General features: G+C 46.4%; 24 protein-coding genes. 9 read left to right on the forward strand and 15 right to left on the reverse strand.

The genetic code is table 11. The annotated features are described in order from the left end of the window. Positions 1 to 4: 4 nt before the first annotated feature. Both R7Q41_RS01285 and R7Q41_RS01290 read right to left on the reverse strand, forming a co-directional pair. On the reverse strand, positions 5 to 2,662 hold the full coding sequence (locus tag R7Q41_RS01285; protein ID WP_162497036.1) for an alpha-amylase family glycosyl hydrolase: 2,658 nt from the start codon (positions 2,660 to 2,662) through the stop codon (positions 5 to 7). 129 nt (positions 2,663 to 2,791) lie between these two features. Continuing rightward, positions 2,792 to 4,255, reverse strand: coding sequence for a helix-turn-helix transcriptional regulator (locus R7Q41_RS01290; protein ID WP_262659760.1), 1,464 nt, complete (start codon positions 4,253 to 4,255; stop codon positions 2,792 to 2,794). A 167-nt stretch (positions 4,256 to 4,422) separates the two neighbouring features. Between R7Q41_RS01290 and R7Q41_RS01295 the strand changes: the two genes are divergently transcribed. Together R7Q41_RS01295 and R7Q41_RS01300 are read left to right on the forward strand one after the other, a co-directional pair. Continuing rightward, positions 4,423 to 5,076, forward strand: a complete 654-nt coding sequence (locus R7Q41_RS01295; RefSeq protein WP_005480118.1) for an oxygen-insensitive NAD(P)H-dependent nitroreductase NfsB — start codon at positions 4,423 to 4,425, stop codon at positions 5,074 to 5,076. 69 nt (positions 5,077 to 5,145) lie between these two features. After that, positions 5,146 to 5,436, forward strand: a complete 291-nt coding sequence (locus R7Q41_RS01300; RefSeq protein WP_005374925.1) for a putative quinol monooxygenase — start codon at positions 5,146 to 5,148, stop codon at positions 5,434 to 5,436. Here R7Q41_RS01300 and R7Q41_RS01305 read toward each other — a convergent pair. Next, positions 5,433 to 6,356 carry a LysR family transcriptional regulator gene (locus tag R7Q41_RS01305; protein ID WP_053303892.1) on the reverse strand — a complete coding sequence of 308 codons (924 nt, stop codon included), beginning with the start codon at positions 6,354 to 6,356 and terminating at the stop codon, positions 5,433 to 5,435. The genes R7Q41_RS01300 and R7Q41_RS01305 overlap by 4 nt on opposite strands. A gap of 132 nt (positions 6,357 to 6,488) precedes the next feature. On the opposite strand from R7Q41_RS01305, the gene R7Q41_RS01310 reads away from it, so the two are divergent. Next, positions 6,489 to 6,707 carry a VF530 family DNA-binding protein gene (locus tag R7Q41_RS01310; RefSeq protein ID WP_005374929.1) on the forward strand — a complete coding sequence of 73 codons (219 nt, stop codon included), beginning with the start codon at positions 6,489 to 6,491 and terminating at the stop codon, positions 6,705 to 6,707. Positions 6,708 to 8,034: 1,327 nt separating this feature from the next. Here the strand turns inward: R7Q41_RS01310 and R7Q41_RS01315 are convergent. Continuing rightward, the gene (locus R7Q41_RS01315; protein ID WP_005374933.1) at positions 8,035 to 8,487 is read right to left on the reverse strand and encodes an acyl-CoA thioesterase; all 453 of its coding nucleotides are present in this window, start codon (positions 8,485 to 8,487) and stop codon (positions 8,035 to 8,037) included. A gap of 210 nt (positions 8,488 to 8,697) precedes the next feature. Here R7Q41_RS01315 and R7Q41_RS01320 point away from each other — a divergent pair, with 210 nt between their 5' ends. Together R7Q41_RS01320 and R7Q41_RS01325 are read left to right on the forward strand one after the other, a co-directional pair. Further along, positions 8,698 to 9,462, forward strand: coding sequence for a ferredoxin--NADP reductase (locus R7Q41_RS01320; RefSeq protein ID WP_005374935.1), 765 nt, complete (start codon positions 8,698 to 8,700; stop codon positions 9,460 to 9,462). 180 nt (positions 9,463 to 9,642) lie between these two features. After that, positions 9,643 to 10,089: an RDD family protein gene (locus tag R7Q41_RS01325; protein ID WP_005374936.1), complete on the forward strand. Its 447-nt coding sequence runs from the start codon at positions 9,643 to 9,645 to the stop codon at positions 10,087 to 10,089. Positions 10,090 to 10,148: 59 nt separating this feature from the next. Here the strand turns inward: R7Q41_RS01325 and R7Q41_RS01330 are convergent, their stop codons facing one another. From R7Q41_RS01330 to R7Q41_RS01375, 10 genes are all read right to left on the reverse strand, one after another. Beyond that, positions 10,149 to 10,820: a DUF2057 domain-containing protein gene (locus tag R7Q41_RS01330; protein ID WP_017634411.1), complete on the reverse strand. Its 672-nt coding sequence runs from the start codon at positions 10,818 to 10,820 to the stop codon at positions 10,149 to 10,151. Between the two features lie 216 nt (positions 10,821 to 11,036). Continuing rightward, positions 11,037 to 12,185, reverse strand: a complete 1,149-nt coding sequence (locus R7Q41_RS01335) for an AI-2E family transporter (protein ID WP_017820553.1) — start codon at positions 12,183 to 12,185, stop codon at positions 11,037 to 11,039. Then, positions 12,178 to 12,864: a potassium channel family protein gene (locus R7Q41_RS01340; protein WP_017634413.1), complete on the reverse strand. Its 687-nt coding sequence runs from the start codon at positions 12,862 to 12,864 to the stop codon at positions 12,178 to 12,180. The genes R7Q41_RS01335 and R7Q41_RS01340 overlap by 8 nt, the downstream gene beginning before the upstream one ends. 16 nt (positions 12,865 to 12,880) lie before the next feature. Beyond that, positions 12,881 to 13,771 (reverse strand): HlyD family secretion protein, encoded by an 891-nt coding sequence (locus R7Q41_RS01345; RefSeq protein ID WP_047102391.1) that lies wholly within the window; start codon positions 13,769 to 13,771, stop codon positions 12,881 to 12,883. 12 nt (positions 13,772 to 13,783) lie between these two features. Continuing rightward, positions 13,784 to 13,987 carry a DUF1656 domain-containing protein gene (locus tag R7Q41_RS01350; RefSeq protein ID WP_005374946.1) on the reverse strand — a complete coding sequence of 68 codons (204 nt, stop codon included), beginning with the start codon at positions 13,985 to 13,987 and terminating at the stop codon, positions 13,784 to 13,786. Continuing rightward, a complete protein-coding gene (locus R7Q41_RS01355) occupies positions 13,987 to 15,633 on the reverse strand; it encodes a TolC family protein (RefSeq protein ID WP_191116022.1) in 1,647 nt (548 codons plus the stop codon). The genes R7Q41_RS01350 and R7Q41_RS01355 overlap by 1 nt, the downstream gene beginning before the upstream one ends. A gap of 10 nt (positions 15,634 to 15,643) precedes the next feature. Beyond that, positions 15,644 to 17,818: an FUSC family protein gene (locus R7Q41_RS01360; RefSeq protein ID WP_186585081.1), complete on the reverse strand. Its 2,175-nt coding sequence runs from the start codon at positions 17,816 to 17,818 to the stop codon at positions 15,644 to 15,646. Between the two features lie 388 nt (positions 17,819 to 18,206). Next, the gene (locus R7Q41_RS01365; RefSeq protein WP_161440752.1) at positions 18,207 to 19,076 is read right to left on the reverse strand and encodes a DMT family transporter; all 870 of its coding nucleotides are present in this window, start codon (positions 19,074 to 19,076) and stop codon (positions 18,207 to 18,209) included. 141 nt (positions 19,077 to 19,217) lie between these two features. Further along, a complete protein-coding gene (gene yidZ / locus R7Q41_RS01370; RefSeq protein ID WP_042521700.1) occupies positions 19,218 to 20,186 on the reverse strand; it encodes an HTH-type transcriptional regulator YidZ in 969 nt (322 codons plus the stop codon). Beyond that, positions 20,161 to 21,351, reverse strand: a complete 1,191-nt coding sequence (locus R7Q41_RS01375) for an MFS transporter (RefSeq protein WP_138939454.1) — start codon at positions 21,349 to 21,351, stop codon at positions 20,161 to 20,163. Before R7Q41_RS01375 ends, yidZ begins: the two co-directional genes overlap by 26 nt. A gap of 132 nt (positions 21,352 to 21,483) precedes the next feature. On the opposite strand from R7Q41_RS01375, the gene R7Q41_RS01380 reads away from it, so the two are divergent. Then, positions 21,484 to 21,954, forward strand: a complete 471-nt coding sequence (locus R7Q41_RS01380; RefSeq protein ID WP_017820545.1) for a GNAT family N-acetyltransferase — start codon at positions 21,484 to 21,486, stop codon at positions 21,952 to 21,954. Positions 21,955 to 21,978: 24 nt separating this feature from the next. Next, entirely contained in the window at positions 21,979 to 22,437 is a 459-nt protein-coding gene (locus R7Q41_RS01385; RefSeq protein WP_005386911.1) for a GNAT family N-acetyltransferase, read from the forward strand. 34 nt (positions 22,438 to 22,471) lie between these two features. Here R7Q41_RS01385 and R7Q41_RS01390 read toward each other — a convergent pair whose 3' ends face one another. Continuing rightward, positions 22,472 to 22,984, reverse strand: a complete 513-nt coding sequence (locus R7Q41_RS01390) for a DUF2799 domain-containing protein (RefSeq protein ID WP_005374970.1) — start codon at positions 22,982 to 22,984, stop codon at positions 22,472 to 22,474. Between the two features lie 259 nt (positions 22,985 to 23,243). Between R7Q41_RS01390 and R7Q41_RS01395 the strand changes: the two genes are divergently transcribed. Both R7Q41_RS01395 and creC read left to right on the forward strand, forming a co-directional pair. Further along, on the forward strand, positions 23,244 to 23,954 hold the full coding sequence (locus tag R7Q41_RS01395) for a response regulator (protein WP_191116026.1): 711 nt from the start codon (positions 23,244 to 23,246) through the stop codon (positions 23,952 to 23,954). Then, a complete protein-coding gene (creC, locus tag R7Q41_RS01400; RefSeq protein ID WP_104980176.1) occupies positions 23,954 to 25,396 on the forward strand; it encodes a two-component system sensor histidine kinase CreC in 1,443 nt (480 codons plus the stop codon). The genes R7Q41_RS01395 and creC overlap by 1 nt, the downstream gene beginning before the upstream one ends. Positions 25,397 to 25,458: the final 62 nt, after the last annotated feature.

Raw genomic sequence — 25,458 nt, forward strand, 5'->3', positions numbered from 1 at the left:
CGGTTTATTCCGACAAGGTGATGATTGGTAAATCGTCCCAAATCTTACTTTCATCCGATGCGCCACCGGAGAAGTTCCAAGGGCCTTTGTCTTGCTCTAGCGGACGGTAAGTTGCTGAAAGACCGTCTAAGTCCCAAGTCGTGACATAGAAGCGGATACCATCGAGCGAATCTGGGCGGCCTAGTGCATCGCTAGCAAAGTCCATCGAAATGGTGTTGTTGGCTTTGTCTACCGTGACCATTGGTGCTGGTGTCACCGCTTCACCCCATGTTGTCGCGTTTGCGCCTTGAGTGTTGTAAATCGAACTTTGCCAGCCGAAGACCACGGCATTGCGACTCCATGTTCCGCTTGGCATAGAAGCGTTGATCTTAGGCAGTTCCGTTAGGTTGGTTGCCGCTTCTTCCGGTAAATCAATGAAGATGGTGAAACCAACGTGGTCAAAGCCGTTTGGTGGCAACCAAGTATCGGTGATCTTGTCCATAGTGAAGGTCAAGCGCACGTTACTGCCAACGGTAAATACCTCAGCTTTGTTGATTGCGAGTTGGCTGTTATCTTTATCGAACGTTGGATCCGTTGGTAGCGAGTAGTTACCGTTAGGACCGCCCATGCCATCTTGCGCATCGCCTGCGTCATCAATGGTGTCGTCCGGCGTGTTTGACCAGCTTAGGTTGGAGACAAAATTCACGTCCTCGATGCCTGCTTTTTTCTCGGTGGAATAAATCGCGAAGCGGTGCTGTTGCTCGCCAATCGCAAAATGACGAGTCGACAGCGTGACACTAAACTGACCATCAGCACCTACAGTAATGGTTTGCGCTGTTTCCAAGTTACCATCGACGACGAGGTTCAACTTCTCGTTGGCGTTCGCACTACCCGCGATAACAATATCACCAGTGATGGTTTGTCCTTCCCAATCCTGCGCCAGTTGGATGTTGAGGTCTGGGGTATCTACAGATTGATTGCTGCTTGTTTTTGAGTAAATCACTGCTGACTTGGCTGGCAACTCAAGGGTTACGTGACCGTTTTCATCGGCGATTAACTGCTCTGGAGCGTCCGCCCAATTCGACATGATTTGTTGTTGGAAGACGGTGCCGCCCGCTTGCTCTACATCGAGTTGGTTCATCAACATTGGGGAGTTAGATGTGTTCATTACCACTAAGACTTCGTCGTTATCCAAAGTGCGGGTAAAGGCGAACACACCTGCACCAGCTTTATCGCTGCCAATGACTTTCATTTCGCCGCGTGTCATGACTTTGTTTTCGGTACGTAACTTAGCAAGCTCTTGGATGAACAAGTACATCTCGCTGTTTTGGTCGAATGAGTCTACGTAGTTGCCATCTTCACGGTACCCTCCGGCGAACATCGCATCACGCGCCGCTGACATCGCTTGCTCTGTACCTTGGTAAATCACAGGGATGCCCGGTACCGCCATCATTGTGATCAGAGCTTGCTTCATATCGTTGACACTGCCTTGCGATAGAAAACGTGGCATATCGTGGTTATCAATGAAGTTCGGTATGATGTATGGATTCGGGAACATCGCCATCATTTTTTCAAGACGGAAGCGTAGGTAATCGGTCGGTTGTCCTGCTGCAAACACGCGAGTCATGGTTGCTTGCAATGGGAAGTTCAACACCGAGGTTAACTGCTCCGGCGAGCCGCTTTCGCCGATGTAAGTCAGCATCTTCTCTTCGCCTTCGGTGTGGTAAGGCGTAGATGTTTCGAAGACTTCACCAAAAGTGAGGAAGTTGTCACGACCGGTATCAACCGCTTGCGTCATCACACCATCGTCGGCGTGTAGGAAGTCATTCCAGAAATCATGTTCAACAAACTTCACCGTATCGATACGGAATCCGTCGACGCCGACTTCGCGAATCCATTTTCGGTAGCTCTCTTTTAGATAAGCGCGTACTTCAGGATCGGACGTATTAAGGTCATCCAAATCAGAGAGCTGCCAGGTTTTTTCTTGTACTGGATCGTTGTGGTCGGTGATGGTCGGCGTCCAGTGGTAGCTGCCTGTGCCGTCTGTTTTACACTCGTTCATGTTGAGTGGGTACGGCAGTTCTTGCCCGGCGGGTAGCGCATTTTTAATCAAACGGAAGCCTTGGCAAGGTAGGCTTGGATCATAACTGTAAGGATCATCGTAGGTGAAGAAGTTGCCTACATGGTTGGTCACGATGTCCTGAATTAAGAACATGTTACGCGCATGCACTTCGCGTGCTAACGCTTGGTAGCTTTCCATGTCACCAAAGTGTTCATCCACTTTTTGAAAATCGCGCGCCCAGTACCCGTGGTAGCCGCCGTAGTTTTGCTCTGCATCCCACCATTGGTTTGCCACTGGCGGTGTAATCCAGATAGAGGTAGCGCCTAGGTCTTCGATGTAGCCCAGTTTGTCACTGACACCAACCAGGTCTCCACCACTGAATTTCTTGTCTGAGGTAGGATCGTATTCATTCTGACCTTGATCGTTAAGCGTGTTGTCGCCGTCGTTAAAACGGTCGATCATCAAGAAGTAAATGATCTGGTCTTGCCAATCAGGAGATGCCACGTGGCTTCCTGTATCGGTTGGCGTAGTTTCATCGCTACCACAGCCAGAAAGAGCTAGGGCGATCGCTATAGGGAGTATTTTTATTTTATTCATAGGGTTAGGTAAGATTTCAAACACGGTTTTTGTCTCCGTTGTGCAGCAATGCGGAAACGATAAATCAAAGGTTTGAAATTGAGAGTGTCATTTCACGCCAAAAAAGACGTGAAATGATGTCACGAAGTGCTGAATTTGAACTGTGCTACATATTTAACTGAGTGGTTGCATAATTGGGTATTGAATCGGGTAATGGTCTTTGGCTAACTCATTACCAGAATGATCATAGAGTCGAAATCGACACTGTTTAGCCGTTTGGGTGAGGGGAAGTTGTAGCGCCCAGCATGTGTAATCTTCTGCATTCTGAGTTTGGCTCATTGTGTGCGGAGCTGGCGCATCACCCGCGTAGCAATCGATCTTCGCCACGTCTTTTAATCTACATGCGAGTTCCACAAACAAGGTGTACTGTGTACCGAGTTGGATAAGTTGTTTTGTCGGGACAATGTATTCCGTTGCGCCAATTAAAAGCCCCTTGGAGACCACGTAATCACGCTGGTGGTTGTTATCAATGTAGCGCTCACCATCGACTTCATAACACAGTCTAAAGGTCAGTGGATGTGCGACAGGAAGCTCTGTTGTCGCCCATAGTTCGGTGCCATGACTTAAAAAACGCTCGAAGAAGGCGGGGTAGCGCCGCCATGCGCCATCACGGTCACGGCATTCTACCGAGACCACTTTTTCAAACGCAATATTGTCCACTTCCATCCAGATTTTGCCGACAGGTTGGTCGGTGTGGTTATCGTCGAAGGTATTGGCTTTGGCGTAGTACAAGCGGATCGGTTGCTGATTTAGCTGAGTTCGGTTATCCAAACATTGTTGGCGATACTGCATAGGTGAAAACGGATACCAACGACGAAAAGTGCGGTGAAAGTTCGATGGTTCTTCGTAACCGAGTTGATAGGCGATTTGCTGCGTTGTGAGTTGGGTGTCGGCAAGCAAAGTGAGTGCTTGCTTTCTTTTAGCGAAATCAACGCATTGAGAGTAGCTCATTTGCTTTTCTTGCAGTCGACGTTGCAAGGTGCGTTTGGAGACGCCCAGTTGCCTTGCCGCTTGCTCTAACTTGAGCGCGTAATTGCTGTTTTTGATGAACAAGGCGTTCAAAACACTCAGTAATTCTGGTTGCTCAATTGGCTGGTGAGAAAGCAGCAAATAAACATGTTTCACCAAGTCAAACACGTTTGAACTCGTTTTAGAATCTTGCGTTTCCTCTAGAAAAATATCGGCCGCGAGTGGATTGTTGGCGTGAACTTGTACCTGTATTGATTCGCTCAGCTCAAGCATTTCCAATTGCATTTTGAGCAAGCCAAACACCGACTCCGCCCAATTTGGCATATCGGCCGTTCTACATTTGACTTGCAGATGGATTTGGGCATCACCATGTTGAAATGTGACGTACAAACGGCGGTCGAATAATGAAACACTTTTACTCCACCAAAGCAGCCCTTCCTGGAGGTCAGGCGCTTCTTTCAACATCATGCATTGCAAGGCCACCAACTTCTCAATGTGCCAATATTCGCCGGCAATTCTCAGGTGATTGTGACCGAGCTTTTTGCACAGAAAGGATGTAATAACGTTATCTTGAGGCAGCATGAGTTGAGTTTGGTTGCGAGCAAACATGCATTATTGCCGAAAAGATGAAGAAGTTCAGTGAGAACGCTCAAAGCCTTTCTTATCGTTTTATTTTCAAATTTATTTTGAAAATGTTTTTAATCGAAATCGGTTTTTCCCTTTATCTCATGAGTTTATGCTGTTACTCAGCTTAAACTCATTAACTGGAGAGCCTCATGGATATCGTACAAGCTGCAAAATCTCGTTACTCAACGAAAGTGTTTGACCCAACGCGCAAGCTACCTCAAGAAAAAATCGACGCAGTTAAAGAGCTGATTCGTTTTAGTCCATCGAGTGTGAACTCCCAGCCTTGGCATTTCATTCTGGCAAGCACAGAAGAAGGCAAACAGCGCATCGCTAAAGCGGCGCAAGAGAATTACGCGTTTAACGCGGCGAAGATTCTCAACGCATCTCACGTATTGGTGTTTTGTGCAAAAACAGGCATTGATAACGACTACATTGAAGCGCTAATGGCGCAAGAAGAAAAAGATGGCCGATTCCCAACCGAAGAAGCGAAAGCGGCTGTGCGCGGTGGTCGTAGCTACTTTGTGAACATGCACCGTTTTGATCTGAAAGATGCGAACCATTGGATGGAGAAACAAGTTTACCTTAACGTGGGTACGTTGCTGCTGGGTGCTTCGACGTTAGAAATCGATGCAGTGCCAATTGAAGGGTTTGATCCCAAAGTGCTGGATGAAGAATTTGGCTTGCGTGAAAAAGGTTACACCAGCGTTGTAATCGTGCCGCTTGGCTACCACGCGGAAGATGACTTCAACGCGAAAACGCCAAAGTCTCGCTGGGACGCAGAAACCGTATTCACCGAGATCTAATTCGAGCTTACTTGCAGGTGACGTAGAACCTTGTAATCAATATATAAATCGGAAAAGAGTGATAAAACGATGATCCACTTAGTCGCAGAAGTGAAAGCCTATCCAGACAGTAAGGATCAGGTGGTGAATTTGCTTGCTGGTTTACTAGAGCCAACTCGCAAAGAAGAAGGCTGTTGCCAATACGAGTTGTATCTCGACGAAAAAGTTGATGGCCTATTTATGTTCCAAGAAATCTGGGCATCGCAAGAGGCCTTGGATAAGCATTTGCAAAGCCCGCATATGGCGACGTTTCTTGAAACATTGGAAGAGAACGATTGGGTTGAATATACCCAGATTCGTCCTCTTCGATTTATCGCCTAATGACAGAAGGTTGCCAGCACGTTGGCGCGTTGCTGGCAGCATTTTTGTTGGATAAAGTCGCGGAAAGTCCGAATCGTTGGCGTCAATAATCGACGATCGGCACATACCATGTAGAGCGGCACTGGGCCGCAATCCCACTCTGGTAACACTCGCACCAATCTTCCCTCGATTAAGTCTCGGCTGATGTCCATCAATGATTTATTCGCAATGCCTTTGCCTTTGATCGCTAACCGGTGTGGCAAGTCACTATCGTTGCTCAACAAGTTACCGCTGACCACGATTTGTTCATTCTCGCTGCCACGCGTGAGCGTCCATTTGTTGTAGACCGAATCCGCGACCATGTAGCACAAGCAATTGTGTTGCGTTAAATCGGCAGGAGAGGTGAGTTCTGGATGTGTAGCTACGTACTCTGGCGATGCACATAATATCCGTTCGTTTGACCCACACAATGCCAATACGACCAGATTGGAGTCGGCCGGTTCGCCGTAGCGAATCGCAATATCGACAGGCTTGGTATACATATCCGTCAAGCTATCGGACAGCTCTAGTTTAATGGAAACATTTGGGTAGAGTTCGATGAACTCATCCACCCAATCGAGCAACATATTGCGACCAAAATCGGAGGGTGCAGTAATGTGCAGCTGACCAGACAACTCCCCGCGCGCACTTGAGATCTGATCCAACCCCTCTTGCAATGTTGCCAACGCTTGCGTGGTTTTGTCTAAAAACAGTTCGCCCTCTGAGGTTAAACGCAGGCTTCGGGTGGAACGCACAAACAACGGGAAACCGATTTGCCCTTCAAGACGCTTAATCGATGCGCTAATGGCGGCAGGTGTCATGTCCATGCTGTTAGCGGCTTTTGAAAAGCTGCCTTGGCGCGCGGTTTCGACAAAAATATTGAGGTCGTTGAGGGCTTTCATTGTGAAAAGGGCTTTTAAGAAGTTTGGGCTACTATAGGGGAGAGTCGTAGGCCAATTCAAGGTTAAAACATTAGGTTGCACGGCGAGTTTGAGTTAGATTAGCGCGCAACTTCACTTTACCGGATCAATAGCATGAGTCAACAGCAGCCGAATAACCCACTTCACGGGTTGAGTTTAGAGAAAATCGTCACCCGACTAGTTGAACACTTTGGTTGGAATGGCATGTATGAGCGCGTTCGTGTGAACTGTTTCAAGAAAGATCCTTCAATCAAATCGTCGCTGAAGTTCCTGCGTAAAACGCAATGGGCCAGAGATAAGGTGGAAGCGCTGTACATCGAGACATTCTGCTAACCGCTCTATGGTCTGCAGCAAGCGGCAAGCAGATTCTTAGTCTCGCTATGGCTCGCTAGAATGACGCAGCTTTTCTTATCGCGTAGGCTGGAAGAGTCGCGCTGCTGATGCGTCTCAAGCGAGATTTCGGATGGTCACTTAGGCTTATCTGGAATCGCTTTTTTAGATGGTTTTGTAGAGCTCAGAGCCAAACTCGAACCGTCATTCTGAACTGCGAGGAACGAGCGTGATTCAGAATCTACCCTCACGACTGTATTGAGTTTATTCATCGCTCTATGGTCTGCAGCAAGCGGCAAGTAGATTCTTAGTCTCGCTTTGGCTCGCTAGAATGACGCAGCTTTTCTTATCGCGTAGGTTGGAAGAGTCGCTCCACTGATACGTCCAAAGTGATTTTCCGGATGGTCACTTAGGCTTATCTGGAATCGCTTTTTTAGATGGTTTTGTAGAGGTCAGAGCCAAACTCGAACTGTTATTCTGAACCGAGAGGAACGAGCGTGATTCAGAATTTACCCTCAGATTGTATTGAGTTTATTCATGGCTCTATGGTCTGTAGCAAGCGGCAAGTAGATTCTTAGTCTCACTTTGGCTCGCTAGAATGACGCAGCTTTTCTTATCGCGTAGGCTGAAAGAGTCGCTCTGCTGATGCGTCTAAAGCGAGATTCCGGATGGTCACATAGGTTTATCTGGAATCGCTTTTTTAGATGGTTTTGTAGAGGTCAGAGCCAAACTCGAATCGTCATTCTGAACCGCGAGGAACGAGCGTGATTCAGAATCTACTCTCAGATTGTATTGAGTTTATTCATGGCTCTATGGTCTGTAGCAAGCGGCAAGTAGATTCTTAGTCTCGCTATGGCTCGCTAGAATGACGTAGCTTTTCTTATCGCGTAGGCTGGCAGAGTCGCGCTGCTGATGCGTCTCAAGCGAGATTCCGGATGGTCACTTAGGCTTGTCTGGAATCGCTTTTTTAGATGGTTTTGTAGAACTCAGAGCCAAACTCGAACTGTTATTCTGAACAGCGAGGAACGAGCGTGATTCAGAATCTACTCTCAGATTGTATTGAGTTTATTCATGGCTTTATGGTCTGCAGCAAGCGGTAAGTAGATTCTTAGTCTCGCTATGGCTCGCTAGAATGACGTAGCTTTCTTATCGCGTAGGCTGGAAGAGTCGCGCTGCTGTTACGTTTAGCGAGGTTTCGAATGATTCACTTAGGCTCATTAGAATGACGCTAGTTTTCTTATTGCGTAAGTTGGAATGGTACCTCAGCATCATTCCCGATAGCGATGAAGAAGCGCTGTCGGGAACCTCGCCTTTAATCTCTCGTTTCTTGCTACTCCAAATGATGCGTACTACCCACGGTTCCTTCCAAGTCTAAAATCGACTGGCGAACGTGATCTGGAATCGCAGCTTTAACGTTGTTCTTAAAATCAAACATCACACCAGTGGCGGTCGCGATGGTCGCAATTTTCCCCCACTTCTTACTCAGCACTTGGTACTCCATTGTGATGCGATCTTCTTGCATGTCGATTACGCGAGAACCGACTAATAGCGTGTCTGGGTAAGTAACAGGCAATTTGTAGCGGCATTGAGTCTCGCTCAGTACTGGCCCAATTTGCGAGGTCTGCAGGTCGACCAGCAGGTTAATTTTGTTGAAGTAATCTAAACGTGCGGTCTCGAAGTAGCGAAAATAGACCACGTTATTAACGTGTTGCAGAGCATCCATTTCACCCCATGCGACTTTTATCTCTGTGATAACGGGAAAGTCCTTTAACAGTGTGTCCATTTCTATTGCTCCTTTTTCATCTGCTTTGCCACAAATTGCGACGCGACTTATCACTTTGAGCATTTATTCTAGATGTAATCATTTAATATGTAATAAAATTGTTTTTAAAATGTGAAATGAAATAGTGGTTTGATTATGTAAACTAGAAACTTTACATAATCGAGTTGAAGGCGTAAGTTTAACTAAGAGTAACCAGATAGGAGGTGTCTCATGATTGAACTCAAAGGTTTCAACCTCGCAAGAGTTGAGAAACGCATTGATTGGACAGGTGAGCTGTTCAGTTTGAGAATATCTGGCGCGCCTCTTTCATTTAAAGCTGGCCAATTCACCAAGCTTGCTTTGCTTGATGATGAAGGTAAGCCGATCAGCCGTGCTTACTCTGTGGTTAATGCGCCAAGCGAGCAATTCGATTGGTTGGAATTTCTAATAGTAGCCGACCCTCAAGGACAACTTTCTCCACGGCTCCAAAAGCTTAAATCTGGTGATAGCATTTATGTCGGTGCCACCGCACATGGCGATTTAATCCATGACTCTATTCCTAAACAGGCTCATGACCTGTGGCTGCTATCTACAGGTACGGGGATTGGACCGTTTTTGTCGCTGCTGGATGATATAAACCTACCGCCTCACAATGAGCGCATTGTGCTGGTTCATGCCGTTCGTTTCGAAAAAGATCTGGTTTATAAATACCTTATTGAACAGCTTCAGCAACGATATGAAGGCAGATTAAAGTATATACCGATAGTCAGCAGGGAAGTGGTTGACGGTAAATTACAAGGCCGAATTCCTGAACTCATCGAATCGGGTTTACTGTCCAACGCCGCTGATGCGCCATTCTCAGCTCAGCGTAGCTTTGTCATGATGTGTGGGAATCCACAAATGATCAAAGATACCGTGCCCGTTTTACAAGAGCTAGGCTTGGAAAAGTATCGCCATCAAACTGGGGGAAATATCATTTACGAACGTTACTGGTAGCGTTTTGTTAAATTGATACGGTTATGCTCAAGATGTAATGATTACTTTTGAGATACGATCGCGATTTAGTATGTTCTTAGTTGAATATTATGTTGGCAATACCTAAACTGCGCTCACCATTGCGCGTCTGTACACTCAGTCATTCTCGCTTAACCAATTACATTGAGGTGACTGAAGTCCATGTATGCTTTTATCGCGAGCAAGCAACAGAGAATCATTGCTGGTTTTATCGACCTGCTCTTTGCGATGGTGGTCGTGTTAATCATCGCATTGAGTATTAACTCTTTTCTTAACGACTTTCAGCTCTCTTTAGCAGATAACCTCACGCTTGTTCGTGAAACTCAGGCGTTTTACTTGCTTTCTTTACCAACGGTTTTAATGATCAACTGGAATGCATTGAGTCATGGGCAAACCATTGGTATGCGCATGATTGGTATTAAAGTTGTAATGAAAAATGATAGTAAGGCAACGAAAGTTACAGCAGGGTTAAGGCTTGTTATTAGCTACTTGCTGGAGATGCTCATTCCGGGGATCCCGTTGGTAAATTTGGCATTGTTGTTCTTTCATCCGGAGCGACGATTGTTGCATGACTTGATCGCCAATACTAAAGTTGTCCAAGCTTCCTAATTTTTGATCAAAAAAGCCACGTGAAGTGGCTTTTTTAATATCGATAAAGTTAACCAGATTTACTGTTGATTAACATATTTCTTAAAGCGAGCTTTGGTTTCTGCGTCTGCTTTTTGGTACCAGAAGTGCAGCATCTCTTCAGCTGTCGAATCCGCTTTAACCGCAGTTGCTCTCACTTGCTTCATATCCGCAGGAACCTTTGCAGGAAGCGTGACTGGCTGCATGGTTGCTGCGCCAGCAAAAGCCACGGCTGCTGCACCGCCAGCTTGGTTATAATCTTCGATTTCACGCACGTAATCACGACCGATTTGCATACCCGGTTTGAGCAACTTGTCCTGGTCAACCGCGATTGCGTTGCCAGAATCATCAACCAGTTTCCAATCTAAGTCTTTGATCTTCTCTTCCGCATCACGTAGGTTGCGGTATTCTGGCATTTGTAGAGTGAGTTCGGCATTGGTCGCGTCAAATCGTGTAACGATAACATCGCTTTCAACACTTAAACGGTCATTACCTTGGTTGAAGTAAGGGGCGAAACGAAATACGACTTGGTTAAGGCCATCAGGTAACGTCAGTGTTCTTTCAGAGGCGAAAAAACCACCCGAAAGATCTGCTTTTTCACCGTTAGCCGCTAATACTGAAACGTTGTCAGGAACACTCACGGTTACATCTGCGAATGCCATGCCACTCATTGCGAGAGCAAGCGCACAAGTTAAAGGCTTGATCAATTTCATTGTTTTTATCCTAAGCAAATTAGTGGTCATCGAGAGTGCATCGTTCATTGCCCGATTGCAACTCCCAAGTGTAATAAGTATGAAAATTTAACAAGAACGTCATTTTTATCGCATTTATTACGACGAAACTGTGATCCAAATAGAATCAAACCGCTGAAATGCAGCGGTTTGATATCATAAGTTATAGATTAAATTTATTTCTAACTTATTGATTTATTATATGCCTGCACCGTGTCCAGGTTCTGATTGGTCATTAGAAGCGTCTTGTTGTTCTGCCATTTCTTCTTGCTGTTGTGCTTTCTCAATGCTTAACCACCAAACAAATAACTCATACCAAATTGCTAGGATAACGGCACCTAAGAACAGACCAACGATGCCGTAGAAAAGCATACCACCGATGGCACCGAGCAGAATCACAGGCATTGGCACGTCGACGCCACGTCCCATTAACATTGGTTTGAACAGGTTTTCAGAAAGAGCCGCAACTACGACCCAAACAGTAAACATGGTTGCTGTTGAGGTGTCTTGGGTCATGTACATGAAGCCAATCACAGGTAGCACAGCGAGCAACGCCGGGAGCTGAGCGATACATAAAATCATTAGAAGCAGTGTGAGTAAACCTGCTGCCGGAACGCCAAATACGAAGAAACCAGCACCGATCAACAGTGCTTGAATCGCCGCTACACCGACTACGCCAAGCAGTACGCTTTTAATTGTCGCTGCGATAAGCGTGGTCCAGCTTTTTGCGTTTTCACCTGCGGTTCGAATCGCGATGGTTCTTAGGCCTGATGCCGCAGATTCAGAGTACGTCATGAAACCTGCTGCAATCGCAAGTGACAAGATTGAAAGCAGTAAACTTCCCAATACGCCCCCAAGTGTACCCAGTAAAGATGTGAGCCCTGCCTTTATTTGTGGCATAAAGGTTTGAATAGCTTGTTCAAGATTAGTAGCGAATAGGGTCCACACTTCGTAGAGCTTATCACCCACGATAGGCCAATCCGCTACGGAAGCTTTTGGCCCTGGTATTTTCACTTGTCCATTTTGTAGTACTTCAAGCGCGTGCGTTGCACCATCCACAATGGAGCCTGATACCATAACAAGTGGCGTGACAAGGAGGGCAATACCAAGTAAAGCAATGGTTGTGGCTGCCAGGCCTCTGCGACCACCATATACACGCTGCAATTTTTGGGTAAGCGGCATTAAAGCGACGGCTATAATAGCGCCCCAAATAACCGGAAGTATGAAGGGTTTGATGATGTCGTACGTAAACATCAGCAAGACAAAGATCAAGCCAATGCGTATTGCTGATTCCACCATATTACTGATGAAAAGCTTACTGTCGATTTTTACCGATTGTTTATCCATTTTTGTTTACCTGATGATCAATGTTAGAACTGACGAGACTTGAAACAACAATCGCCATATAAAAAACACCTGTGATGGCCTCTAAATACACCACGACTTGAGCCAGTGGTGTTAGAGGACTAATGTCGCCATAACCGAGCGTGGTTAAGGTAACGAAACTGAAATACGCTGCATTGGAGAAGTTCTGCCCCCAAGAAATCGCTTCCATACCGGTAAAGGCTTCAGGCGAAAACTCAAGCAGAATGAGGTAGGCAATCGCCCACATCAGACCAAGCAGCAAGAAAAGCGCTACCGAGCCAATGACTTTGTTGCTGTTGACATGGCCGGTGAAAAGAATCTGTCTTGCGATGGATTTAAAAGTGCCGAAAAAGAACGCAAAGGTGAGGGCAAGCATCACCACATTCATCTCTCTGATGTCGAAAACGGTCTTGATCACAATCACAAGAACCCAAACACCAAACAGGCTGTAGAGGAAACGAGACCAGGTTTTGTCAAAGCGAAGGCTCGCAAAACAGACGATAAACGTCAGAACCGTGAAAGCCTGAAGTATGTGTTCAATCGTCCCTTCACCTACTACTTGTGCCATCGCACTCCCTAGCAACAAAATCACTAGCGCTAAGGTTAGATAGAAGAAGTTGTTTTCTTCATTAATGTTTTTGAGGTTTTTACCAATGACCATGGCTCTTCTCACTTAGTTATTGTTCACTGTCTGCGGATGACTCTTTCATCACCATGATGGACGCAGAAAGCCCGAATCGAAGATCAACATCTTCAGGAAGTTCTTGTAGGGAGATTCGCACCGGAATACGTTGTGCTAAGCGAATCCACTGAAAAACAGGGTTTACGTTTGGCAGAAGGTTGTAGCCGACCGTGCCGTCTTTGGGCGCAATACCCCAACCAATCGAGTCAACCGTCGCGTCAATTGGCGTGTCTGGGTGAGACATCAAAGTGACACGCGCTTGGCTGCCAGGTTCGATTTGCGCAAGTTGGTTTTCACGGAAGAAACCAAATACCCAAAAGCTGTTTTTGTCGATCAGTGCGAGCAGTGGTTGGTTTGCGACCGCTTGCGTACCGTTTCTAATATCGAGGTTAGATACAAAACCATCGACGGTCGCATAAACTTTGGTAAAGCTGAGATTAAGGCGTGCTGATTTTAGTTGCTCTTCTGCAGATTTGATTTGCAGTAGCGACTCTTCGTAAGCGATTTCACGACGAATCAGATCCTTATGAGAAACTGCGCCACGGTCTTTGGCACGAATGTCTTTTAAGCGGTCATATTCGATTTTTTTACCGCGAGAGCTAACAATGGAGCGCTCCAGTGCTACTTCGGCTTGAGATAACGCAACCTGGTAAGTCGCAGGGTCGATTTCAAACAGTAAATCCCCCGTTTTTACTTCTTGGTTGTCTTGCACCGCGACATTTACAATTGGGCCTGATACGCGAGGAGCCACTTTGATGACGTTAGCACGCACTTGCCCATCTCGTGTCCATGGGTTATTAAAGTATTCCTCAAACTTTTGATAGCCGAGCCAAGCTGCGCCACCAAGAATGACAAGATTGAGTGCGATTACGAATAGTTTTTTCATCTTGTTTGGCACCTAAAATTGAATATAAAAGCTGTCGATGGCCACCACATAACCGACCATGATGGCAATAAACGTCAGAGACGGAAAAGCGATGAAGCGAGACAAACGTGTCTTGTTCAATATCATCACCGTTATCCACGTGGCCGTGACGGCGAGAAAGAGCACGAGTAGCGTAGGAGAAAAGTAAACGTCTCCCCAAGAGAGTTCATGAGGCATTACCGATCCTCCGTTTTGTTTTCATCACTGGTCTCAGCCGGAGTTTCGAGGCGCAAAGGCGGCAATACGCGGTTTTCTTCATTTAAATAACCATCCCAGTCAGTTCGTTCTGTCATTTGCTTGGCAATAGATTCACTGAGGAAGGGTTTGCCTGTTTGGGTTTGCCAGCCTCCACCGAGGGCTTTGTAGAGCGCGACAACTTGGTTCGCAACATTACCTTTGATCGTTGCGTAGCTGTCCTCTGCGCGGGTCATTTTCTCTACCGAGTTGAGCAGACGTTCGAATGAAATTTGTCCGTTTTCGTACTGTGTCATGGATATGTTGAACGCACGAATGGAAGAGTTGACCGATTGCAAGCGTAAATCTTTTTGTTGCAAATACAGGTCATACGCTTCGATTGCATTGGTGACTTCATTAACGGCTTGCAGTACCTTTTTGTTGTAGTTCGTCAGCGTTTCTTGGAAGCGAGCATCTTCGAAACGAATGTTATTTTTCACGCGTCCGTATTGGAAAATGTTCCAACTGAACGTTGGGCCAACCACCATGGTGAGCGAATCGCTAAAACTGAAACTGCTGCCATCGGGAACCGTACTGTCGATACCGATGGAACCGAACAACGAAAAGCTTGGGTACAGAGCGGTTTCTGCCACGCCAATCTGCGCACTTTGCGCGCGAGCTTGCATCTCAGAGACTTGCAAATCCGGACGTCGCATCACTAAGTTAGCATCCACTTGCGTATCCAAAAGCGGTGGACGTGGCACAATGGAGCGCTCGTCGGTGCCTGATAGCGCCGATTTTCTGCCCGTCGATTTGAACTGGGCTTCGTACTCAGCGATTTGCTTGTGCATCCCATCCGACTGTAGCAGTCGATCTACTTCTTCTGGTAACAGACCCAGTAGCAAAGCCAACACAGTACGTGACTGCTTCATTGCCACTTCGAGGCTCGGTAACGCTGCTTTGGTGGTGTAGAGTTGGTTTTTAGCTTGTTGAACGTCCAATTCTGTAACGTTGCCAGAGTCGAACTGCACCTGAGTAATACGTACGACACGCTCTTGAATCTCGATATTGCGGCGAGACAGCAAAATACGTTCTTGGAATGTGCGATAGTTGATGTAATTGCGCGCCACTTCGGCGGTTATAGTGACCATGATGTCGTGATACGATGCGATGGATGCGTAGTAACCCGCTTCTGCCGACTCAATACCGCGAGCATACTTGCCCCAAACATCCATTTCCCAAGCAGCATCAAACGACAAAGTGGCGTTATTCACGCCCTGATCATTTACGTAGGCACGCGCTAGGTTTCCTGACACGGTTTGAACTTGTGGGTATTGCAAGCCCGTCGAAATACCAAGCAATGAACGTGCTTGTACAATTCGTAGCCCTGCGGCTTCTAAATCGAGGTTTTGTTTGCTCGCCAACTCAACCAGCTGATTAAGAGTCGAGTCATTAAATTGCTGCCACCATTGTTGTAGCTGTTGCTCTGATTGCTGCGTATCTTTGGCTGCTGCTTTTTGCACCGACCAGTCACTTGGCAGTGGCGCCTGCTTTGGATGAACATAATCTGGTCCTACCGTGGTACACGCACTGAGTCCGAGCAAAGAAAGTATGGCGAGGCTTGGTTTGGTTAGTTTTGGAAGCATCATATCCCCACCTTTAAAAACGCTTCTGTTGTAAGTTCACCCAATCGATATCCTCGTAGGTTTGCTTGCAATGCTTGATTGCTTCGAACACGTTCCGTTTTAAATTCAGCAAGATATAAAAACCGGCTATCTCTGAATAAGCGTAGTCAGATAAATCCAACTCACTAAAAAAATCTTCCAGTTTATCTTCGAATGTTTGGTAATCTTGACTGTATTGGTCGAATACGGAGTCGAGTTCTTGTGTTGCTTGATGGCTGGCTAAAGCGCCCGCCATCAAAGGAATGATGGAATCGCGGTGCTGTTGGCGAAGCTGAGTAATTAGTGGATTGGTCATCAACTTTTTCTCGGCGGCCATTAAGATGTTGATGTGATTACTGAGTACATCACACGCTTTGCTAAACGCGCCGATCGCTTCTGGCGTGGTTTTATCAAAGTGTTTGTGGTTGATTTTCGAACCCCACACTTTGAGCTTTTTCGATGAGACATTGAGCGTCACCAAGTGCAAGGCCCGTTTGAGCGGCGTAACAACCGAGCTGGACTGCTGTTGATAGGTAGTGAAGAGCTCTCGGGTATGTCGGAAGTAGCGTTCTTTTATGGTCAAAAAGAGGTGTTCTGGTCGTGAGCTAAACGGGAAGTAGTGCGCGAAAATAATCATGAACACCACCATGTAAAACAACAGCATGATCGTCATGAGGATCCCGAAGTGATAGAACATGTTGTTATCTAAACCGAGAACAAACAAGCCAATCATATAGAAAATCGTCACTGGCCCGTTAAACAGATAAAAACCGATAAAGGTGTAGATAAAGATAAACAGGCCAAGTTCTAATCCGAGATCCAATTGCGGAAGGATGAAGACGTAAGAAGGTACCGCGAACAAGAAGCCGAAAGTGAACAGCACAAGCAACAAAATTGGGTGCACAGGCACGAACGACAGCAAAGACATAAACATGGTCGAGAAGACCACGAATGAGTAGCCGCCTGGTGGATTGAAGTAAATCCAAATCAGTCCTGCAACCCAATAGGTAACAAAGGTTTTGACCGCAGTTTTAAAGTTTTCTGCGTCCCACCATAGAAACTTGCCTTTCGGTTTCGGCAGTGGCACGTCAAAGGAGACATTATTCGTCACAGAGTCAATACAGCTAATGCTCTCAGCTAAACGTGACAAGTTTTGATGCATCAGTTCCAATAGGTGACCAAGCGTAAGCGCAGAGCCTTTCTCTAGGTGAGCTGCGTCCTCAAGCAACGCTTGGTTGTATTTGACTTTGAATTCCTGAGCACGATAAGCGGGTTCTTTTTCGTCCCAGACTTGTTGGCAGGTATCAAATAGCGCGTCAATTTCCGCCACGGCTTGATCAAAGTTGCTGATGCTTTCACGGTCTTGCTGGTGGCTAAAGTGGCTGTGCGCCGCGACGGTCAATTGTTGCGTTACCTGTTTGTTCAAATGAACTGCCAAGCGCCACTCTTTCATGTAGGCGGACACGTCGCTGCATTCCACACTGACCGTGGCAAAGCGCTGTTCGAGCGCATTTTGAGCGGCAAACATCTGTTCGATGAGAGTGTCCACGCTAGGTTGTGGCTCTTCCGCTTCTGGATTTTCTTCTCCGCCTTCTTGAGGAGAGATTCGCCCTGCCGATTTTTGCTCGAAATTTTGCAAGATAGTGGTGAACAACGCGCGTTGTGCTTGGTTGAGTTGTTCGATGAGCTGTCTTAGGTTTTGTTCTGTTTTGGTCGGGAATAAGAAAGTTCCCACGAGTGTGTAAACCACCACCCCAAACACCGTCATATAGGCGCGGTCAACGCCATAAAGGAACGCACCTTCTGCGTCACCGCCATTGGACATCATCAACGTCATCACACCGGTCAGCATGAGTAGCGTAGGATCTTTTTGATAGGCATTACGGAAGTAAAAAATGAATGAGACCACAACCGACACGCTCAGCATGTACAGCAAGCGGTCTTGAGCAAACAACCCCACCAGTAACAAGCCAACCACGGCACCAACCAATGTACCTAACACGCGTAAGGTACCTTTGGCGAGGGATTCACGACGACTGCCTGTGGATGCAATCAGCATCACTGTGGTTGCGGCCGTCGATGCTTGCGGCCAACCCATGGCAAACGGGATCAGATAAGCCAGAGTTAGGCTAAGCGATACTTTAATAGCGAATTTTATTTTGTCGTTCATAGTGTCAAAGTTTGCTCAGGCTTATCGTTATAAGTTGATGAATTTCTTATATGAATAATCAGAATCTTGTTCTGAATAAATTCGGGGGGCGGAATATAGCGGGTGAAAAAGTGTGCTTTGTAAACCCTTTGTCAAAACAAAAAGTGCGTATTTGGCTTGATCTCGTGCTAGCCCTTGGCGTTATTGGTGAAACGCCTAAAACGAGCAAATTCGCGATCTGTGATGATTCTCACTTTTGAAACAAAATCGCTGCATTGTGTGAGCCAATTCTCACCTTATATTCTTCGCCTGGTACCAAAGCAGACCACTTGTACCATCTGCAATGAGCTTTACTGCTTTAAAAAGCATAGATGATGAATGGGTATTTGAGAGGGAAAGTTATTACTTTTTATCGGCTTGCCGATTGTTCGTTTGTTTTTTTGGATCGAGATAAAAAAACCAAAGCGATCCCACCAAGAATGATGCCGCTGGTTAAAAGAGTATGCAGTGAAAGAGGCTCGTGGAGTACGATGCTGCCGAGTAGTAAAGCAATGGCTGGCACGGAAAGTTGGCTGACGGCGGCTTGAAGTAAAGAGAGCTTACGTACGACTTGGTACCAAAGTGTATAACCAAGGCCAGAGGCAATGGCACCAGATGCGATAGCGAGCAACACTCCGCTCAAAGAAAGGTGGATTGAGGACAAGATTAATGGCGAAAGGAGCACGCCAATTATTGATGCTGCGATGAATCCCCACGTGATTCCACTACTTGGAGAAGGCGCTTGTTTACCGAGCGCAGTAAACGCAGCCCAACAAACGCCAGAAATCAACATGAGAAGTGCAGAGCTAATATCGGGGCGCGTGGCAGATGGCAACATCAACCAAACAAATCCAACAATTGAAAGGCCGATACCGATGATTTCGAGAAACTGAAAGCGCTCACCTTGCCACCAATAGATTGCCAGTAACGTAAGTTGCACGGCACCAAACAAAAGCAAAGCACCTGTTCCTGTCGCCAGTTGTAAGTACGCGAAAGAGAAAAGGGCAGCGTAACCAAATAACGCCACGCCAGCAAAAAAGCGAAAGCGAGACGTTGGCCGATCGGTTTTCCACTGACCTCTCACGACAAGCAATGCGATTAAGATAACAGCGCCAGATATCAATCGAACGAGAGTGAAGCTTCCTGCATCAATTAACCCTTCGGCCAATGCAAGTCGGCACAATAATGAATTGGCAGCGAACGCCAGCATTGCAATGGCAGTGAGTAAAAAGGTCGACATCCTTGATCCTTAGCGTGTAAATGAACAGCTAGTGTAGATCCAAAAGAACATTTTTATTAGTTGATAAAGTGATTAGTTATAGCTATCAGAGCAAGAAAGTCATTAAAAATAACCAGAGAAAACCTGACCTTAGCCTGAGTCTTATTGTGGTTGGGAAGGTTGTTTGTACAATGACTTAATGGTGTTTTTCAACCATAGCAATTTGGGATTGTACGCATTGCGTTTATGCCAAATCATGGTAAATGGAATCAGTAACTTGTCTTGTTGAGCTTGGTCTAATGGAATTGGCAAGCACACCAAATCGAGATGCAGCTTTTCTGTGTAACTTTTGCAATAGTGCGGCGCGGTGGTGATCATGTCATGCGTCGGCTGCGCTGCCATAAAAAGGGATTGCTCAAAGTTGGACATCGTCAGCCCGATAGAGCGCTGTAGCCCTAGTTCCGTTAATACTTCATCCAACGCCCAAGTTTCACTTTTTTCCCAAACAATATTGATGTGTTGGTAGCTCAGAAAGGTCTCGAGATTCCACTCTTGCTGTAATGCCGGATGATCTTTATGTAAATACACCATCGGCAGGTCAAAAAATAGAATCTCAAAATCCAAGAAATACGGCAGAAGATCCAACGACTCTTTCGATCTCGGGTGACTTTCTCGGCCGGTAAAACCGATATCCGCCTCGCCTCGAATGATGGCGTCGAGTGAATCGTAATCCCAGTTACTGGTTTTTACTTTCGCTTCAGGGTATCGCTGGTGGATAGCGACGATGAGTCTGTCCAGCACTGTGAGCACTAATGGCGACTCAATCGTGATATCAAAACGCACTCCTTTAGGCGTAATATCGCTGCGTTTTTCTGCAATCTGGCTGCCAATTTGCAGCCATTCTGCAAGATCTTGCTCCATGCTTTGCGCCAAAGACGTTGGCGCAAGACCTTTAGGTGTTTTGACAAACAAAGGATCATCGAACCAATGACGAAGTTTGTTGAGCGACTTACTTACGGTAGAGGGCGTAACGTTCAGCTTTTTCGAGGTTTTCGAGACGCTTTGCTCTTGCAACAATAATTGCAGAGTGAACAGTAAGTTTAAATCAAGTCGCGCTAGGGATTTCTTCATAATGGGTATCGTGAACAGGCTTTGGAATCAATAGTATTAGAGCAAGGCTGATTACGCTACCTAGCACTAAGATAAACACCAACATATTCAGTGCAGTAACGCCGATGAAACCCATAAACCAAATATAGAACGCGGAACTACAAACTTGAGCAATGCCCAGTAACGAGCTTGCCACGCCAGCTTGTTGAGAGAATGGGCTGAGCGCTTGGCTCATGGCCACGCCAAAGCCACAAGCGAAGCCTGCGCAAATCAGCCCAAGTCCGAACACATAGTAAAAAGGTTGTCCATCATGGAAATGGGCTGCACTGAGCACGATGGCTGAACAAACGAGCAATACTTGAGAGCTCATCATTAAGGTTCGCTGCTTGAAAATCCCCAATGCCAATGGCGCCGAGAACGAAATCAACATACTGATCGTCGCAGTCCCCGCCATGATGGAAGAATAGCCACCGCGATCAAAACCAAGCATACTCATCACAACAATTGGTGAAGCGTTAACAAAGGTCAGGATGGTGGTCACTCCAAGTGCAGTAATGATCAGCCTACTGATAAAAAATCGCTCGAAGAAAGTCTCTTGATGGCTCTCTGGCGTTGTCTGTTCTTCACCTTGTTGGCTGGGTAGTGATTCCTTGAGAACAAAAATGGCCAATACACTGACGAGAATGCCCATTCCTGCCATCGTGGTAAACAAACTCGGCCAAGGAAATTTCAGCATAATCAAGTGACCAATCACGGGTGCGATCACTGGAATGATACAGGTGATGCCATTGAGCATCGACAATACTTTCGCGCGGCGTTCATCGTCTAATGTGTCGCGTAAAATCGCGAACGCGACGACATAGCAAGATCCAGCCCCGATGCCTTGGCAAAAGCGAGCAATCAAGAAAGTGTTTGGTTGCTCAGCCATCCCGCCGAGAAAAGACGCGAGCACGAAGATCATCGCGCCGACGACGGCAACAGGCTTTCGTCCCACAGAGTCTGCAATTTTCCCCGCGAATAACATGGTGGTAGCCATGCCAGCTAAATAGATCGAAAACGCAATATGCAACTGAGACTCACTGGCGTTGAGATCTGACGCAATTTGAGGCAAACCAACAAGATACAAATCAATGGCAGTAGGGTAGAGTAAAACGAGTGCAAAACTACAAAGTAAAAAACGGGACATGGAAACCTCTCTATCGAATGGCGAGGATAATAGAGTGCTAAACGTTTGCCTGCGAGTGGGAAATACGACACTAGGTATTTCTATTTACGACATACCCTGTATGAATCGAGCATAAAAACAACAAGGAAGATTATGATTACTATTGAAAAGTATTCGCCTGAGCGACATGAACACACTTGCGAACTTAGCGTTCTAGAAGAGCAATCGCAGTTTACGGTCGCGGATGTGGGTGAAATGCTTACACGTCTTGAACCCACAGAGCTTCCGCATCTGATTTTGGCAGACGATGACGTGGTTGGCTTTTTTCTATTTGATGCAGCTTACAGCGAGAAATACGATTTTTGCCCGAAAAACAGTTTAGGCGTACGTGCTTTGCTGGTGGATCACCGTCATCAAGGCAAAGGCATCGCCAAGCAAGCCATTCAACAGTTTGCCGATTTCGCCAAACGCCATTATCCCGAGTTTGATGCGCTTTATCTCACTGTGAATTGCCGTAACATACCCGCTTATCAGTGCTATTTAAAATCAGGGTTTGAAGATACCAATGAGCTTTACCACGGGGGCCCCGTTGGACCGCAACATATTATGAGACAGCCGCTTTAGCTAGGAAAAACCAAGGATGGAAAGATGAGGATTGAAATCGACAATTTAGAACGGCCGCAAGTGATAGCGCTGTTGGAAGGACATTTACAGGACATGTACGCCACGTCACCACCAGAAAGCGTGCATGCGTTAGATTTAGATAAGCTCAAAGCGCCAGAAGTGACATTTTGGACAGGATGGAAAGGTGAGCAACTGCTTGGGTGTGCGGCGATTAAAGAGTTGGATGACCAACACGCGGAGCTGAAATCCATGCGCACCACGCCTACGGCAAGAAACCAAGGTGTGGCATCTCAATTATTGATTCATGTGATTGAGCAAGCGAAGCAAAAAGGTTTGCAGCGCTTGAGTTTAGAAACGGGCTCGATGGAGTTTTTTAAACCAGCGCGCCTGTTGTATGAAAAGCATGGCTTTGTGTACTGCGAGCCGTTCGGGGATTACGAACTCGATCCGAACAGTCAATTCATGACCCTAGAACTGAGCTAGGGCCATGAATTTTTAGAAGCTAAATCCAATCGATTTAGAAATTCAGATTCAAGTTGATGGTTGGCGACAAGAGGCTTGAACGCTCGTCAGCCAATCGCTTTCTCTTCTCTTTCAGTCTCTTGGCATTATCTTTGTCTGGATTGCCATCAAGCTGATTATCGATGACCGAGATTTCAGTATCGATTTGTTGGATGCGTTGCTGGCGTTGATATTCTTGATGACCTAACTGGTAGTTCTCAATAAACTCTTTGCTGCTGCATACACCGTAATATTCTTTGCCTTCGATACCGACAGTGTACCCATTGTCTGGTGAGCAATATTGGATAGTGCCTTTATCAAAGCCTTCTTTCCATTTCGCTCGGTCGGGTGTCACACCCGCTTCACCACAGTCTTCGGTATAGCTATTGATAATGTTTGGATCGTTGCCATCTCGGCCATCTTGATAACCTACGTTGTACCAGTTCGCCGTTTTGCACTCATCCGGAGACATGCTGGCGCAACCTGAGAGCAAAGTCAGTAAAGCCAGGGGGATTAGCGCTCTTTTCATCAGTGACTGTCCTTTAAATAAAATCGAATTGATAACTTGAGTTTAAAATGAACACTGTTCATATCAATGGTTGAAATCATTGTATTCACAATTGTGGTGACTCATTAATCTAAGTGATAAATTTATTATGCTGAATAGAAGTGTGTTTGATTAGTATTATCCACGAACTGCGCCTTTGCTGCATCAATCCACTAGCCTTGGCCCCAAATTAAGTGATAATACCAACATAAAGATAAACACCGTCAATGAGGCTAAGACATTGAGCGAACAACCCACCGTCCTTATTATCGAGGATGAATCTGCTATCGCAGAGAACCTGATTCATGTATTAGAGATGGATGGCTACCACGCAGAGTGGTTTGCAACAGCAGGAGAGGGCTTAGCTTTTTTGCAGCACAACTCCGCAGCGTTACTTGTGTTAGACGTAGGCTTACCGGATGGCAATGGTTTTGAATTATGCAAAACCATCCGTGAGTTTTCTGATATTCCCATAATCTTTCTCACCGCAAGAAGCGATGAAATTGACCGCGTAGTCGGTTTGGAAATTGGCGCGGATGATTACGTGACTAAGCCATTTAGCCCGCGCGAAATGTTGGCTCGCATTAAACTTCGAATCAAAGCTAAAGCGCCAATGATGGAGGACAAACCAGAGCCTGTAGCTGTTCCAGAACAACCTCCATTGAACCATGATTTAGTTGCGCAGAACTTCGACTACGGTGTTGGCGGGCAAATGCTTGGGCTGACCGCGGTGGAGTTCAAAATCCTCGATAAACTGATTTCTGTCTCTTCCAATGTATTGAGCCGAGAGCAACTTATGGTCGCTGCTGACATGGCGCCGGAAGCTGCGTACGAGCGCAATATTGATACCCACATCAAAGCCATTCGCCATAAGTTGAAGCCGTTTGAGATGTCTGAACGCATCTGTACCAAGCGTGGCTTTGGTTACTTTTACTGCATTAAAGGTGAATGATGAATCGCTGGCCGAAGATCCCTCTTGGACTCAGACTGTTTTTTCTCTACTTCATCTTAGTCGGAATGACGGCTTACATGGTGAGCAAAACGGTCGTCCAAGAACTTAAGCCAACCGTGCGTCAAACCACCGAAGAGACGCTGGTGGATATGGCGAACTTGCTTGCAGTATTGGCAGAAGAAGATGTTGCGAACGGAAAGTTGTCTGAAAGTCGCTTCTCCAAACTACTAGCGGCTTATGGGCAGCGAGAGCCTCAAGCGCGCATTTGGGAAATTGGCAAAAAAGCGATTAACCATCGAATTTACATTACCGATAAACAAGGCATTGTGATTGCGGATTCTTGGCAGCAAGACGTAGGCAAAGACTACTCGCAATGGAACGATGTATATCTCACGTTGCGTGGTCAATACGGCGCGCGCAGTACCATCGAAGACCCGAAAGATCCGCTCTCAACCGTTATGCACGTGGCTGCGCCCATTTACCACAAAGGTGAAATCATTGGCAGCGTGACGGTGGCAAAATCCAATCGCTCAGTACAACCCTTCATCGATCTTTCTAAACGCAATGTGCTGTTTTGGATGGTGTGGATGAGTGGTTTAGTGCTATTGGCAGGGGCATTGTTTGCTTGGCGAATTCACTCAGCACTGAACAAGCTAGAAGACTACGCGACCAAAATGGGTGAAGGTGAAAAGGTCTCTAAGCCGACATTTCGTATCTTTTATGAGTACGGCACGCTAAGCGACGCATTAGAGAAGATGCGCAATCAACTCGATGGTAAACAATATGTGGAAGAGTACGTACAGACGCTGACTCATGAGCTGAAAAGCCCGTTATCAGCGATTAAAGGCGCGAGTGAAATATTGCAAATGCCGTTGCCTGCAGAAAAGGTCACGCGCTTTGCTGGCAACATTGAGCGAGAAAGCGACCGCATGCAGTCATTGATTGATAAGTTGCTCGAACTGGCTCGTCTTGAAAAGCGCCCCGAGCTAGAGCAAGTCGAAGCTATCTCGCTAAAACAAATGGTCAATGAAGTGGTTGAATCGGCGGATGCGCGCTTGAGTGCAAAGTCGGTGATTGCCAACATCCAAATTGATGACCATCTCGCCGTGCTTGGTGATGCCTTCTTACTGAAACAAGCCGTTTTTAACTTGATGGACAATGCGCTGGATTTTGTTGATTCGGAGGGATGCATTGAATGGAAAGCTGAGGTCGCGAAAGAGAAAATGTGCCTGTCGATTTTCAATTCAGGTCCTCACATTCCCGACTACGCGATGTCGCGTTTGACGGAACGCTTCTACTCCCTCGCTCGGGAAAATGGCGTTAAGAGCACTGGGCTCGGGCTGAATTTTGTTGAGCAAGTGATCAAGCTGCACAAAGGTCAGTTACAAGTCGAAAACGTCGATTCTGGCGTGAAAGTGACCCTGATTTTACCAACTCCATAGAAACTCCACATTAGCTCTATTCGTTCTCCAAATTGCTGATTTAGATTACTTCCATCAGCAAA

The sequence above is a fragment of the Vibrio sp. 2096 genome, assembly GCF_033339595.1.
Lineage (GTDB): Bacteria > Pseudomonadota > Gammaproteobacteria > Enterobacterales > Vibrionaceae > Vibrio > Vibrio alginolyticus.